At 63.0% G+C, this 14,738-nt stretch carries 9 protein-coding genes; 7 read left to right on the top strand and 2 right to left on the bottom strand.

Annotated features, from left to right (window positions below; all coding sequences use genetic code 11):
- Positions 1 to 304 precede the first annotated feature (304 nt).
- From ACVWYF_RS21025 to ACVWYF_RS21005, 5 genes are all read left to right on the top strand, one after another.
- Positions 305 to 2,260, top strand: a complete 1,956-nt coding sequence (locus ACVWYF_RS21025) for a T9SS type A sorting domain-containing protein (RefSeq protein ID WP_457071818.1) — start codon at positions 305 to 307, stop codon at positions 2,258 to 2,260.
- Positions 2,261 to 2,327: 67 nt separating this feature from the next.
- A complete protein-coding gene (locus ACVWYF_RS21020; RefSeq protein ID WP_457071816.1) occupies positions 2,328 to 4,190 on the top strand; it encodes a T9SS type B sorting domain-containing protein in 1,863 nt (620 codons plus the stop codon).
- An 84-nt stretch (positions 4,191 to 4,274) separates the two neighbouring features.
- Positions 4,275 to 4,985: a hypothetical protein gene (locus ACVWYF_RS21015; protein WP_457071814.1), complete on the top strand. Its 711-nt coding sequence runs from the start codon at positions 4,275 to 4,277 to the stop codon at positions 4,983 to 4,985.
- Between the two features lie 302 nt (positions 4,986 to 5,287).
- Positions 5,288 to 6,934 (top strand): hypothetical protein, encoded by a 1,647-nt coding sequence (locus ACVWYF_RS21010; protein WP_457071812.1) that lies wholly within the window; start codon positions 5,288 to 5,290, stop codon positions 6,932 to 6,934.
- A 31-nt stretch (positions 6,935 to 6,965) separates the two neighbouring features.
- Positions 6,966 to 7,853, top strand: a complete 888-nt coding sequence (locus ACVWYF_RS21005) for an alpha/beta fold hydrolase (protein WP_457071810.1) — start codon at positions 6,966 to 6,968, stop codon at positions 7,851 to 7,853.
- Between the two features lie 72 nt (positions 7,854 to 7,925).
- Here ACVWYF_RS21005 and ACVWYF_RS21000 read toward each other — a convergent pair whose 3' ends face one another.
- Complete coding sequence (locus ACVWYF_RS21000; RefSeq protein ID WP_457071808.1) at positions 7,926 to 9,197, bottom strand: sensor histidine kinase; 1,272 nt, start codon at positions 9,195 to 9,197, stop codon at positions 7,926 to 7,928.
- Positions 9,198 to 9,395: 198 nt separating this feature from the next.
- Positions 9,396 to 10,073, bottom strand: a complete 678-nt coding sequence (locus tag ACVWYF_RS20995) for a response regulator transcription factor (RefSeq protein ID WP_457071806.1) — start codon at positions 10,071 to 10,073, stop codon at positions 9,396 to 9,398.
- A 312-nt stretch (positions 10,074 to 10,385) separates the two neighbouring features.
- On the opposite strand from ACVWYF_RS20995, the gene ACVWYF_RS20990 reads away from it, so the two are divergent.
- Both ACVWYF_RS20990 and ACVWYF_RS20985 read left to right on the top strand, forming a co-directional pair.
- Complete coding sequence (locus ACVWYF_RS20990) at positions 10,386 to 13,115, top strand: TonB-dependent receptor (RefSeq protein WP_457071804.1); 2,730 nt, start codon at positions 10,386 to 10,388, stop codon at positions 13,113 to 13,115.
- Positions 13,116 to 13,326: 211 nt separating this feature from the next.
- A complete protein-coding gene (locus ACVWYF_RS20985) occupies positions 13,327 to 14,679 on the top strand; it encodes a CitMHS family transporter (protein ID WP_457071802.1) in 1,353 nt (450 codons plus the stop codon).
- Positions 14,680 to 14,738 lie beyond the last annotated feature (59 nt).

The raw sequence follows: 14,738 nt of genomic DNA, 5'->3' as shown, positions 1-14,738 counted from the left end.
GGGGATGACTTGCCTACTGTGCCAATGGCCAGCGGGTTACGCTGCATGTGGTGCTCATAATAACGTAACCCGCCAGCCCCATGTTGGCCCGCGCCTTGATGTCGCAAACCTCCCGTTTTTTTAGATTGCAAGCGAAATAAAATGCCGCTCTGCACGACCCAAGACGGGGAAAAATTCAACAGCACGGCAAAATCTTATTCTATCTACTTAAAAGTTATGTCCGTTTCACGAATGCTTTGTCCTTCTTTTGCTGGCTGATACCTTATCACTTTTGTGCATCTATTCATCCTTTCAACCTGTTTGCATGAAACACAACAACTCAACCATCTATCATCAGTTCCTGGCCGTGCTGGCTTTGCTGCTGCTGGCCGCGCCGGGCACGCGGGCGCAGGGCCAATCCAACACCGCCAGACCGGGCAACCTGCCGCTCGTTGGCACCACCACTGGGCCAACCAGTGAACCAGCCCTGAACGTGCTTATTTCCAACAAAATACAGTTCCACGGGCAGGTGGGCGGTACGCAGCTAAACGTGCGGTACAACCCATTGGACGTGTGCCCCAACGCAGTAGACCCCGCCACCCACGGCATTCAGAGCCAGCCCTACCAGTTCGAGTTTGAAAGTAACTGCGACGGCAAAATCTGGCTCTATACTGACCCATGCAATGCCAAGCCAAACTTTATCTGGACCATCAAGTACTTCACCGAAGGCGGTGGCGAATACCAGGAAAAATGGCAGGACATGACATATGGAGATTTCTCAAAAGTCCGCCTCTACCTCTACGACCGGGTGCCGTATCCGAGTGGCGGGTCTTCGGCTCCCACCCCCACCAGCGGGGATGCGACGCAAGCGGGGGGGGGCAACACGAAGTTTTCCGCCATGCCCTATCCGAATCTCTACTGCCTTAATGCCCCCGCAAACGCGGTGCAGCCGGGGGACGTGATTACCAGCGTGCGGCTGGAATGCACGGGCTACTCCTGCGGCTGGTCGGGGGGGCAAGACGACGATGCCATTACAATTCGCTACTACGGCCGGCAGCCCGGGGCCATTGCCGTGAATGGCCCGACGCCCCTGTGCCGCAACACGACCTACCCTATCTCGGTAAGCTCGGTGTTTGCCGCTACCAACTACGTGTGGGACAGCTCCGGCCTGAACGGGGCCGTGATTTCCGGCGTGAACGGCACCAACGCCAACCTGGACGTGAGCGGCGTGCCGGCCGGCACCAACAGCATCACCCTGCGTGTGGCGGCGCAGGACAATGCCCACTGCGGCGGCATTACCAGCGCAACCCGTGAACTGGTGGTGCCCATTCAGCAAGCCCCGGCACAGCCCACTAGCTTGCAGTTAGATGGGGGCCGCTGCCCGGCAACAACCGAGAAGACATTGCGGGTGACCGCCACAACGTCAAGCAGTATCGCTAAATATCGGTGGCAACTGGTGGGGGCTAATAATCCCCCTGGCACTTATTTAGTAGGAAATGGGAATACTCAGATTACTGCCCCCAACACCCCGATTGAAGGAACGACGGTTACTCAACAAATTGGAACCCCCAACGCGGGCACGGTGACCGTTAGTGTCGAAACAAAAGCCGATGAATGCGGCGGCTACGGCCCCGCCCTCACCCAATCCTTCCAGATTGGTAACGTGGCGCTTGCCACTCCCAGCGGCTACACCGGCCCAGGTAGCTGGTGCTGGACCAACGCCAACCGCATCACCATCGCCGCTACTCCAGGGCTGGAATATTACCCGCTCAATTTCTTCGGCGCTTATGCCCAGAACATTCAGCCAGCGGGGGCGCAGGTAGGCGCGTCACAAGCCGTTGGTGGAAGCCCGGACTTCGACATTTCCATTGGCACCAATTCGGCCGGCCAATTCCCCACGAGCTTCGACCTGTACGTGAACGTTATCAGCCCCTGCCCCGGTGGTGGCGCCGCCAGCCAGGTTTACCTGCTTCCCGTTGCCGTGGGCGCGGTGCGCAAGTGTGGCCGCGTCGGCGGCCGGAGCAGCGGAGCCGACGCCGCTGAGCCCGTCGGCCTCTACCCCAACCCCACCAAGGGCGTGGTCAGCATCGAGGCCCGGCCCAACGTTCGCTACGAATGGGTGAAGGTGACCGATGCCCAGGGCCGGGTGGTGACGCAACGCCACCGCAGCGATGAGGCGGGCATCACGATGTTCGACCTTAAGGCCATGCCGACCGGCTTATATCAGGTCCAGCTCTTCGATGGTCAGCGCCTGACTACACAGCGACTGTTGAAGGAATAGTTTCCTGCGTTATTTTTCCATCTCCGTGGTCCGGCATTGCCGGCCACGGAGATTTTTTCTTCCTGCCATGAAAATAGTACTTGCAATCCTGGGCTTGCTGTGCGGTTTGGCAACGCCTGCTTGGGCGCAACGCGAGTTTGCAACGTGGTGCTTCGGGAATGGCCCGACCCAATCCTTGGTACCCAACGGTCCGCAGGTTGGGTTTGGGGTAATAAAAATTGCTTTTGGGGTGGCAGGCCCCGGCCCGCCGGTCTACTGGCAAGGGGTGAATACGCCTGCATTTAATGACGGCAACGCCACGATTTCGGATGCGGAGGGCAACCTGCGCTTTGCCTCAACAGGCTTCAGCCTGGTGGACACGACCCGAGCCGTAATGGCCGGGGGCTACCTGAATGGCGTTTACCAGAGCGGCAGCCCCATCGGGTACGAAAAGTGGTGGCTCAGTGACCCCAACCTGCAATCCACGGCCATCGCGCCGGCCCCCGGCAACGACCACGACGACTACGCCTTCTACTGGAACAAGGCCGAAAACCAGGGGCAGTTGGCCTTCGCCCTGAGTTGGGTGCGGGTCGACATACGCCTGAACGGCGGCCGGGGGGGCGTGGCCGAGCGCGGCCAGCTGCTGCCGCTCACGCGTAGCGCCAAACTGACCATTGTGCGCCACCAAAACAACCGCGACTACTGGGTCATCACCCGCGACCTGGACACGCGCGGCTTCGTGGCCTTTCTGCTCTCGCCTATGGGGGTGAGCGCCACGCCGGTCGTGTCGCTGGCCGGGCAGGCCCAGTACCCCGGCCTCGGCGAGCTCAAAGCCGCCCCCAACGGCCGCCGACTGGCCTGCGGAGGGCTGCGGCGCACGGGCAGCACCGGCGAAGCCCTACTCTGCCTCTACGATTTCGACAACGCGACTGGCATCGTCAGCCACGAGGTGGTGGGGCGGCGTGTGCCAGTGGCCCGCATGACGGCCACGGCCGACGGCCGGCCGCTGAGCCTCGAAGATGCTTTGATGTACAACTGCTCGTTCTCGCCCGATTCGCGCCTGCTCTACACCGTGGAGTATGCCGCCGCCACTCCCCGCCGCCTCGGCGACGTGTGGCAATACGATGTGAGCCAAGCCAGCCCGGACGCCATCGCGGCCTCCCGGTTCTGGGTGTCCAACGCGCCCTTGCCGGCCGACCCCCGCGACATCGTTTACTGCATGGGCCTGCAGCTGGCCCCCGACGGCACCCTGTGGGTGGGCCAGTTCTACTACTCATACCAAAACCCATCGGCCCCCACCAGCCAGTGGCGGCCGATAACGGCGGCGCTGGTACGCTACCCCAACGTGGCCGGCGCGGGTTGTCGCTTCATTGCCCAGCACTACCCTTACCTGCCCGGTCAGTTTCCCGGCGTGGCCCTGCCCAATGTCATCACCAATATGCTCTACGCCCCGGCGGCCCTCAACTACGAGGCCGCCTGCCCCGAGGACTCGGTGCAGTTCTGGGCCAGCAGCGCCGGCGCCCCCGCCGCCCTGCGCTGGGACTTTGGCGAGCCCGCCAGCGGCGCGGCCAACCAGGCCACCGGCCGGCTGGCGGCCCACCGCTACCAGCAGGACGGCACCTACCCCGTGCGCCTGACCCTGGCCGACGGCCGCGTGCTCACCCAGGCCGTGACCGTGGCCGGGGCCGCCGCCGATTTCACCCACCAAAACGTGTTCACGCCCAACGCCGACGGGCTCAACGACGCGTTCCGGCCCGTGCGCCAGCCCCTGCCCGGCGGGCGGCTGCGGGTGTACTCGCGCTGGGGTGCCCTGGTGTTCAGCTCCGACGACCCCGCCCTGCGCTGGGACGGGGCCGGCGCGGCGGCCGGTGAGTACCTCTACCAGCTCGACTACCCCGACTGCCGCGGCACCCTGCGCCGGCAGCGCGGCCCCCTCACGCTGGTGCGCTGACCAACCCCCGCTCCACTACCGGACCTTTCCCCTACCTTGGCCCCTGCAAATTCCTTTTTCATCATCTTTTCTCCCCAATTTCGGATGACCCACAAAACCTACTTCCAGAATTTCTTCGTGCCGCTGTGCGCTGCCCTGAGCGACGACGAGTTTCTGGCCTTCGCCGAAACCGTGCTGGCCAACCTGGGCCGCGACGCCCACGCCCACGCCGAGGACCTGGCCTATCTCACGCCCCTGGTAGAAAACCTGCGCAAGGCCCACGAGCAGCGCGGGCCGCAGGGCAAGTCGGCCACGGCGGCCACGCTGCGCGATGCCGTGAAAAACTTCCTGGCCTGGGCCAAGCTCACGAACACGACCAAGGTGTTTCCGGCCTTTCCGAACGCGGCCCAGCAGGAGCGCATCGACATTTTTCCCGGCGGCATGGAGGCCCTCTACCAAGCCAAAAACAGCAATATTCTGGAACGGGCCAAGTACTACACCGACAAGATTGGCACCACTTACGGCAGCCTTACCAAAGTAACCGCCAACGAGGCCGCCGCCGAGTACCAGAAGCTGGACGACGCGCTCCAGGGCCGACGCACCGATTCGGCCGACAAAAAGGAGGGGGCTGCCGCCGTCGATGCCCAGGAAGAAGCCGTGTGCCGGGGCCTGTATTTCGCCTACACCGGCCTGCTCCGGCAGCATTTTGAGCACCCCGAAAAGGCATATACCTATTTCCCCTTCCCCCAAACCACCGGCACCGCCGCCGATGGCAACCTGCCCCAACTGCCCGCACCGCCCCATCCGGCGAAGTAGTTTGCACGGAAGCGGGAAAACGTTATCTGTTTTTTAGTCCGGTATCGGCCTGACCTCTTCGCAGAACTCTGCGCAGCACTCCGGCCGATACCGGCCGGCTTCGCAGAGCTCTTTTTTGAGTCCCGGACTTGGCCGGAACCCTTCGCAGAGCTCTGCCGAGAACTCCGGACCCGGCCGGGGGGCTGCGCACACGTCTGCGAAGGGCCCCGGCCAAGTCAGGAGCCCTTCGCAGACGTGTGCGCAGCCCCCCGGCCGCTGGGGTACTTTTGAAAAAAATCCACCTTTTCTTTCCACGTTTGGTGATGCAACCTTTTACCCTCCGCCTGCGGGCGCTGTTGATTCTTCTGTTATTGCTGGCCGGGCCGGCCTGGGCGCAGCAGCCGGCCTGGCAGTGGGCGGCCGGTGCCAGTGGAGCAGGCGGCACCAACGTTCAAACCACACTGGATGGCGCAGGCAACACAGTAGTGGCCGGAAGTTTTGCGGGCACCCTTACCCTTGGCAGCTTCACCCTCAACAGCGTGGGCGGACAAGACTTATTTGTGGCACGGCTTAATCAGAATGGTCAGTGGACGCAAGCAGTGCGCGCCGGCGGGCTGGCGGATGATTTTGCCTACGGCCTGCAAGTGGATGGGACGGGCAATGTTGTTATCGTGGGCTATTTCGGAGCCTTTCTCTCTAATTTTACTACCGCTACTTTTGGCGCTATCACACTAACCAGTGCCGGGGCGAACGACTTATTTGTTGCCCGCCTAAATCCGGCGGGGGTGTGGACCCAAGCGGTGCGAGCCGGTGGAACCGGTGCGGATTATGGCCAAGCCATTGCCTTGGACCCAATGGGCAATGCCGTTGTGACGGGCACCTTTTCGGGCACTGCTACTTTTGGACCTTTCACGCTCACCAGTGTTGGCTCGTCAGATGCATTTGTGGCCCGGCTCAACACGGCAGGTACTTGGACCCAGGCCGTACAGAGTAGGGGCTCCGGGAATGAATCTTCCTCATCAATTGTGCTGGACGCGACAGGTAATGCCACGATAGCAGGGTATTTCAACAGTACGGCCACTTTCGGTAACACTACTTTTTCCAGCGCCGGTAACACCGATATGTTTGTGGCCCGGCTCAATGGGGCCGGCAGCTGGGTACAGGCAGTTCGGGCAGGCGGCCCAGACAGTGATTATGGCAGGCGAATAGCGCTCGATGCGGCGGGCACCGCTACCCTAATCGGCGATTTTCGTGGTACCTGCACGTTCGGCAACACTTCGCTTACCAGTGCCGGCTCCGCCGATATAGCGGTGGCCCGCCTTAGCACTGCCGGAACATGGACACAGGCCGTGCGAGCAGGCGGCGCTGATTTGGATGTTCCCAACGACATTGCTGTTGATGGCAATGGGAATGCCATTATGGGCGGTTTCTTCACTAATAGCGCTGTTTTTGGGGCAACAACACTGACCAGTATTGGGGGGGGCGATATTGTAATTGCCACCCTGAGTGCAGCAGGTACTTGGACTCAAGCCCTCCGGGCCGGCGGATTGGGCGATGATTATGCTACTGCCGTGACGATAGAACCAACTGGAGCTATCATTTCCGGGATTTACGCTGCACCATCAACCATGTTCGGCCCTTATTTCCTCACCAGTAGCAATGGAGGTGCCTTTGTAGCCCGGCTCACTGGCCTCCCCCTGGCCACCCGCGCAGCCGCGCCCGCCGAAATCTTCACCCTGGCCCCCAACCCTGCCGGGCACGGTCCCGCCACCGCCCAGGTGCGCCTGAGCTGGCCCGAAGCCGCCGCCGCACCCCGCCTCCTGCTGCTGCTCGACGGCCTGGGCCGCGAGGTGCGCCGCCAGCTGCTGCCCGCCCGCGCCACCACGGCCACGCTGGAGGTGCAGGGCCTCGTGCCCGGCCTCTACCTCGTGCGCTGCGGCGCGGCCACCACCCGGCTGGTGGTGGAGTAAACCACCCGCCGCCCCGGCCGTACTTTCGGCCATGCCCGAACCCACCGCCGGAAGCCCCGTCCCGCTCACCGTCCCCCTGCCCGATGGCCGACGGCTGGGCCTCACCCGCTACGGCAACCCCGCGCACCGGGCGGTGGTGTTTCACCACGGTTTCGGCTCCTCGGGACTGGAATTGCCTAATGATGCGGCCCTGCTGAACCGTTTGCAGCTTCAGATTCTGGCCCCCGACCGTCCCGGCGTGGGGCAGTCCAGCGTGTACCGGCGGCTCACGTTCCCCTCCTTTGCCGATGACGTGGTGGCCATGCTCGATGCCCTGGAAATACCGGGTCCGGTGGGGGTGATGGGCTGGTCCGTGGGCGGGGTGCATGCGCTGGCGCTGGTGGCGCGGCACCCGGCGCGGGTGGCAGCCGGGCAGCTGCTTAGCACCTGCCTGCCGCTGGGCGAGCGGGCTGCCTACCGTCACCTCTCCTGGGTTTGGAAGGGCCTGCTGTGGGGCCAGCTGGCCTTCCCGTGGCTGAACCGCACCACGTTTCTCTGGCTTAGCCGGCAGTGGCAGCGCCACCCCAACCGCACCATCGACTGGTTTATTCGCGGCATGCGCCCGGCCGAGGCGCACGCCACCGCCCGCCACCGGGCGCTGCTGCGCGATGCCGCCGTACAGGGCTTTGCCAACCACGGCCGGGGCGTGTATGATGATGCGCAAGCCTGGTGCCGCCCGCCTGGCTTCCGCATTGAGGACGTGCGCTGCCCCGTGCGCCTCTGGCACGGCCAGGCCGATGGCGTGTGGGCTCCTGGGAATATTCCCTACCTGGCCCAGCGGCTGGGCGGTGTGCCCGTGCGGTTGCTACCGGGCCAGGGCCATATGCTGTATTTGGAAAACTGGATGGCGATTCTGGAGGAGATGGCAGGGCTGCTGTAGCGCGAACTTTTAGTTCGCGTTCCCACGCCATTGCAACGATTATCGTTCGGGGACGCGAACTAAAAGTTCGCGCTACATCCGCACCCGCAGCTGGTGCCGGCCGGGTTCCTCATAGTGGTAGCTGAGAAGAAACCCGCTGGTTTCGCAAATCTGGCGGGCAATGGCCAGGCCCAGACCCACGCTACCAGGCGCGCGCTCGGGGCCGGGCCGGAAGCGCACAAAAAGCTGGTCGGCGGGCAGGGCGCGGGGGCGGCCGGTGTTTTCCACCGTCAGCAGCTGCGGCGTGAGCACCACGCGCACCTGCCCGCCGGGCACGTTGTGCCGGATGGCGTTGCTGAGCAGGTTGCTCACCAGAATGTCAATCAGGGAGCGGTTGGCTGCCACGGGCAGCGTGGGAGCCAAATCGGTGGCGAGGGTGAGGCCGGCCCCGGCCAGCTGCTCGCGCAACTGCCCCAGCTGGGTGCGGATGATGGCCGTCAGGTCCACGGTTGCGGGGGGGAAGAATAGCTGCTGGTCGAGGTGGGCCAGCAGCAGCAGGCTCCGGCTGAGGTGGGTGAGGCGCTGCGTCACGTCCAGCAGCGGCTCGATATGGCCGGCTTGCTCCTCCGTGAGGCCGGGGACCTGCACCAGCATATCGAGCTTGGTACGCAGGATGGCCAGGGGCGTTTGCAACTCGTGGGCCGCATTTTCGGTGAATTCCTTCTGCCGGTGGTAGATGCGCTGATTGCGGTTCAGCAGCCGGCCGATGGCTGCGTTCAGCGCCTTGAATTCGGGGATGCGCGTGGGCGCGAGGTGTACCGGCTCGGGCTGGTCGAGCTTGTATCGTTGCAGTTCGCCCAGCGTCTGGTAAAAAGGTGCCCACAGCCGCCGGGCCAGCACGTGCTGCAGCACCAGCAGCCCCACCAGCAGCGCCCCAAACAACAGCGCCCCCGCCTGCCCGATGCGCGCCAGCAGCTCCTGGCTATCGAGCATGGTGGTGCGCAACTCCAGCCGGTAGGGCCGCCCCTGAAACATCACCGACGCGGCCAGCTGCCGGTAGGGCACGGTCTTTTTAACCAGCTGGTTATACATCATCCGCACGCTGAAGGCAGCCGGCGGCCCCGGCGCGGCCAGGGGCACAAATTCCACGTTGTGGTCGAGCCGGTGCCAGAAGGCCAAATCGGCCGGCGAGCGCAGGTATAGGCGCAGGTCGTTATCCACACGCAGCTTGCGCCGGCTCAGGGTCCGGTCCACGTAACCGTAATAGATTTTGCGGATGAAATGGAAGTACACGAACGTGCCCGCCGCCGCCACCACGCTGGCGTAGATGAGAAAGTAAACGGTGGTGCGGGCCAGGAGCTTCATTGGGAGCATTGAATATCAAACTCCCCTCCTCAGACGAGGAGGGGATGTTCGAGCCAAGGGCTCGAACGGGGGTGGTTGCGTTGTTGAACGACACCCAAACGAACCAGGCGCGAGTCGTTCAACGAATCAAACCACCCCAATTTTAGCTACGCTAAAATATCCTCTCCTTAGATAAGGAGGGGAGTTGTTGTTCTGCCCTCAGTTCGGCTCAAACCGATACCCCAGCCCGTAAACCATCCGAATGTAGTTCGGCGCCCCCGCCTCGGTGAGCTTGCGCTTGAGGTTTTTGACGTGGGCATACACGTTTTCAAACGTATCGAACTGCTCGGCCGCGTCGCCGGAGAGATGCTCGGCAATGGCCCCTTTGGTGATGACGCGCCCTTGATTCGCCAGTAGCAGAAGCAGCAGGTCGAACTCAGTACGAGTCAAGGTCAATGGCTTGCCGGCCACAGCGGCGCGGCGGGCGGGCACGTCCACATTCAGCTCGCCGGCTTGCAATAAGTTGGTGCCCTGGTAGTGGCGGCGTCGCACCAGCGCCGCGATGCGGGCGCTGAGCTCGGGCAGGTAGAAGGGCTTGGGCAGGTAGTCGTCGGCCCCCAGCTCCAGGCCGGTGATGCGGTCATCGACCCCGGCGCGGGCGCTGGTGATGATGACGCCGGCCGCCTTATGGTGGCGCTGCAGCTCGCGGAGCAGTTCGAGTCCATCGCCGCCGGGCAGGGTGAGGTCGAGCACGATGCACTCGTAATCGTGGAGCAGCATTTTTTCCTGCGCCTGGGCGTAGGTGGTGGCCGTTTCGCACACGTAGTGCTGGGCTTGCAGGTAGCTCACCACGCTGGCCAGCAGGGCCGGTTCGTCTTCAACGAGCAGCAGTTTCATGGGGCGGTCGGTACAGGTCAGGTAGGGAAAGCGGGATGGATTACCAAATCAAAGAACGTCATGCTGAGCGCAGTCGAAGCATCTCTACCGCAATAGTAAATCCTGTCAATTGGGTTAGTGGCGCGGTAGAGATGCTTCGACTGCGCTCAGCATGACGTTCTTTTTCACCCTCTATGGCGACAACCCAATCAAATAAGTAAGCGCCCACTCACTTATTTTTCACAAAACGCCAAATCTTCCAAATGTATTCTAAATCGCCGCGCTACTTCGCTGCATCAATTGCGAATCCATCCCCTCTTTCTCAAAATTCCCATGAAGCGAAACTTACCCTCCTCTCCCCTTTCGGCCCGGACGGCGGGCGCGGCGCTGCTGCTGGCTGCCTGCGCGGTGTCCGGCCCGGCCGCCGCCGCTTCGCCGGCTGCTTTCGTGGCCAACGCCATGAACGATTCCGCGCCGCTGGCCCGGCGGCCCCTCACCGGCCGCATTCTCGATGGCAACGACCAGAAGCCGCTGGCCTTTGCGTCGGTGGCCATTAAAGGCACCAACCGCGGCACCACGACCGATGCCGACGGCGGCTTCAAGCTGGACGTGGACGATGGCGACGTGCTGGTGATTTCCTACGTGGGCTACGAGCTGCGCGAAATGCCCGTGCCCGCCGGGGCCAACACCCTGAACGTGCCCATGAAAACCGCCACCCACACCACGGCCGACGTGATTGTGGTGGGCAACCGCGCCTCCGAGGCCCGCACCAACGTGGACCTGCCCGTGCCCGTGGACGTGCTCACGGCCAAGGAAATCACCAAAACCGGCCAGACGGAATTGGGCCAGATGATTCACTTCACCGCGCCCTCGTTCAACTCCACCAAGCACGCCATCAGCAACGTGACTTCGTACGTGGACCCGGCCACCCTGCGCGGCCTCGGCCCCGACCAGACGCTGGTGCTCGTGAACGGCAAGCGCCGCCACCAGTCGTCCGCTCTGAACGTTAACAACGTGGTGGGCCGCGGCTCGGTGGGCACCGATTTGAACGCCATCCCGACGGCGGCCATCGAGCGGGTGGAGATTCTGCGCGACGGCGCGGCGGCCCAATACGGCTCCGACGCCATTGCGGGCATCATCAACATTGTGCTGAAGAAAAACCCGCGCGGCGGCGTGGTGACTGGCAACTACGGCATCACCGACAAGGGCGACGGGGCGACCTACGATACTGGCCTGAACCTGGGCCTGCCCGTGGGCAAGCGCGACGGCTTCCTGAACCTGACCGCGCAGGGCCACCACAACAACCCCACCGACCGCTCGGGCGACTACAACGGCCGGGTCTACAACTCGAACCAAGCCACTGACGATGTTTTGGTGGCCCAGAACGGCTTCAACCGCCACGTTACGACTTACGGCACGGCCAAGAACACCATGGGCCAGTTTTTTTACAACGGCGAGGTGGCGCTGGGCGAAAACTGGCGCCTGTATTCCTTCGGCGGGTATTCGTATAAGGACATCACGGCTTACGGCTTCTACCGCAACCCCAGCAACAAGGCGCGGGCGGTGCTCTCGCTGTTCCCGAACGGCTACAACCCCGTGTTCCCGGCCCAGGTACACGACCTCGCCTCCACGGTAGGCCTGCGCCGCAAAACGGCCAGCGGCTGGAACCTCGATTTCAGCCTCGGCGGCGGCCAGAACACCATCAAGACCTACGCCAACCACACGGTAAACCCCTCGTACGGCAGCGCTTCGCCCACCGAGTTCTACGCGGGCACTTTCAAATTCGGGCAGGCCCTGGCAGATGTGAACGTATCGAAATCGTTCGAAATCGGCGGGCTGAAATCGTTCAGCTTTAGCTACGGCGGCGAGTTCCGGGTGGAAAACTACCAGCTGCTGGCCGGCGACGAAGCCTCCTGGAAAAAAGGCCCCGTCACCCTCAACAACCCCGACGTGGGCAGCAGCGGCCGCGAGGGCATCGCGGCCGTGAACGCCGTGGACCGCACCCGCAACAACGTGGGCGTGTACGTGGACGTGCTGAGCGACATCACCGATAAATTCCTGGTGGGCGTGGCTGGCCGTTTCGAGCGCTACTCCGATTTTGGCTCGAACGTGAGCGGCAAGCTCTCGACGCGCTACAAGTTCACGGACCTGTTTTCGGTGCGCGGCTCGCTCAACCGGGGCTTCCGGGCGCCATCCATGCACCAACTCTACTACTCCAACTACGCCGACGCCCAGTGGCTGACGCTCAACGGCGTGTTCGATTCCTACCCCATTGCCCACCTGCGCAACGACAACCCTTACGTGCAGAAGCTGGGCGTGAGCCAGCTCAAGGCCGAAACCACGCTCGACTACAACCTCGGCTTCACCGCCCAGGTCACGCCCGACCTCGTGTTCACGGCCGATGCCTACCAGATTGATATCACCGACCGGGTGGTGATTTCGGGCCAGCTCGATGCCGCCAGCCCGGCGCTAAAATCGACCTTCGCCGGCTCCGGCTACGCCCAAGTGCAGTTCTTCTCCAACGCCCTCGACACCCGCACCCGCGGCCTCGACGTGGTGGCCAGCTACCGCAAAAAGATGGACCGCGACCAGGAAATGGGCGTCAACCTGGCCATGGCCCTCAACGAAACCACCGTGCAGGGCGAAGTCCGCACCCCGGCTTCGCTCGTCAACCTCGGCGTGCCGCTCGTCGACCGCGTGATGATTGGCCTGATTGAAAAAGCCCAGCCGCGCTCCAAGTTCATCGGCTCGGCCAACTATCGGTTCAAGAAAATCGAAGGCCTGGTGCGCGCCACCCGCTTCGGCGAAGTCACCGCCATCCAAAGCACCCCCGAGCTGGACCAGACGTTCTCGGCCAAAATCATCACCGATGCCTCGCTCACCTACGGCTTCACGCCCCGCCTGGGCTTCACCGTGGGCGCCAACAACCTCTTCAACGTGTACCCCGACGAAATTGCCTTCCCCTCGCTCACGGCCTCGGGCCAGACGCCCTACACGCGCTTCACCTCGCAGTTCGGCTTCATGGGAGCGTATTATTTCACCTCGCTGCGGTTCAGCTTCTAGTAGGCAAGAACAGAGAAAACAGAACGTCATGCTGAGCTTGTCGAAGCATCTCTACCGCGTTAGTAACTCGTTTGCTGCAACGAATGAGGTGGGACAAATTCGTTGCTTGTGGATGGTGAGCCGCGCAACGAAGCGGTAGAGATGCTTCGGCTTCGCTCAGCATGACCGTTCTTTTTAATCCACCCATCCACCAACCCACCCATCCACCACCATGCTCGCACTCGCTGGCTTTGCCATGATTCTCACCTTCATGGTGCTGATTATGACGAATCGTCTTTCGGCCATTACGGCACTGCTGCTGGTGCCGGTGGCGTTTGCGGTGCTCACCGGCTTCGGCGCGCAGATGGGGCCGATGATGCTCGACGGCATCAAGAACATTGCGCCCACGGGCATCATGCTGGTGTTCGCCATCCTCTATTTCGGATTGATGACGGACGCGGGACTGTTCGACCCGGTCATCAGCCGCATCCAGCGCGTGGCCCACGGCGACCCGCTCAAAATCATCATCGGCACGGCGTTGCTGGCCCTGCTGGTGTCGCTGGACGGCGACGGGGCTACTACTTATATCATCGTGGTCACGGCCATGCTGCCGCTCTACCGCCAGCTCGGCATCAACCCACTGATATTGACCTGTATGAACATGCTGGTGGGTGGCGTGATGAACATTCTGCCCTGGGGCGGCCCCACGGCCCGCGCCATGAGCGTGCTGCACCTCGACAGCACACAGCTTTTCAACCCGCTGATTCCGGCCATGGGCGCGGGGCTGGTCTGGGTGTTTTTCGTGGCCTGGCGCTTCGGTAAGCGCGAGCGGAAACGGCTGGGTCTGGAGCATCTCAACGAGGCCGATGCGAAGAAAAAAGCCGTGGTTTTCAACCTCGCCGCCGGCCTGCCCCAGCCCCTGCCCGACGGCCCGGATTTCGAGATTTCGGCCGAAGACAAAGCTCTGCGCCGGCCCAAGTTACTCTGGGTAAATGCCCTGCTCACCATCGGGCTGATGGTGGCGCTGGTGCGTGAGCTGCTGCCGCTGCCGGTACTGTTCATGCTGGCCTTCGCACTGGCCGCCGTGCTGAATTACCCCAATCTGGCGCAGCAGCGGCAACGGTTTGCGGCCCACGCGGGCAATGCGCTGTCGGTGGCGGCGATGGTGTTTGCGGCGGGCATTTTCACGGGCATCCTCAACGGCACGCACATGGTGGACGCTATGGCCCAGACGTTCACGCAGCTGGTGCCACCTTCGCTCGGCCCCCACTTCCCGGTGCTGACGGGGCTGGTGAGCGCGCCGCTCACGTTCTTCATGTCGAACGACGCATTTTACTTCGGCATCCTGCCGTTTTTCACCAAGGCGGCGGCGCAGTTTGGCATTTCGGCCGCCAGCATGGGCAAGGCCTCGCTGCTGGGCCAGCCGGTGCATTTGCTGAGCCCGCTGGTGCCTTCCACGTATTTGCTGGTGGGCCTGGCCGGGGTCGATATCGGAGCGCACCAACGCTTCACCCTAAAATGGGCCGGCGGCACGGTGCTGGTGATGCTGGCCGTGGCGCTGCTGCTGGGCATCATTAGGTTGTAGAGACGCATATTTGCGTCTCGTCGTTGGCGGCGTTTGAACTGCGTTTTACCAGCGTTGTT

Source organism: Hymenobacter sp. UYAg731 (genome assembly GCF_054061335.1).
The sequence above is the reverse complement of the archived record's forward strand: the minus strand, read 5'-3'. Positions and strand labels throughout refer to the sequence as shown.

Bases quoted from the DNA above. Each gene is read 5' to 3' on its own strand.
- ACVWYF_RS21005 (WP_457071810.1), top strand. From the start codon at position 6,966: ATGCCCGAACCCACCGCCGGAAGCCCCGTCCCGCTCACCGTCCCCCTG.
- ACVWYF_RS21015 (WP_457071814.1), top strand. From the start codon at position 4,275: ATGACCCACAAAACCTACTTCCAGAATTTCTTCGTGCCGCTGTGCGCT.
- ACVWYF_RS20995 (WP_457071806.1), bottom strand. From the start codon at position 10,073: ATGAAACTGCTGCTCGTTGAAGACGAACCGGCCCTGCTGGCCAGCGTG.
- ACVWYF_RS20985 (WP_457071802.1), top strand. From the start codon at position 13,327: ATGCTCGCACTCGCTGGCTTTGCCATGATTCTCACCTTCATGGTGCTG.
- ACVWYF_RS21025 (WP_457071818.1), top strand. From the start codon at position 305: ATGAAACACAACAACTCAACCATCTATCATCAGTTCCTGGCCGTGCTG.
- ACVWYF_RS21020 (WP_457071816.1), top strand. From the start codon at position 2,328: ATGAAAATAGTACTTGCAATCCTGGGCTTGCTGTGCGGTTTGGCAACG.
- ACVWYF_RS21000 (WP_457071808.1), bottom strand. From the start codon at position 9,197: ATGAAGCTCCTGGCCCGCACCACCGTTTACTTTCTCATCTACGCCAGC.
- ACVWYF_RS20990 (WP_457071804.1), top strand. From the start codon at position 10,386: ATGAAGCGAAACTTACCCTCCTCTCCCCTTTCGGCCCGGACGGCGGGC.
- ACVWYF_RS21010 (WP_457071812.1), top strand. From the start codon at position 5,288: ATGCAACCTTTTACCCTCCGCCTGCGGGCGCTGTTGATTCTTCTGTTA.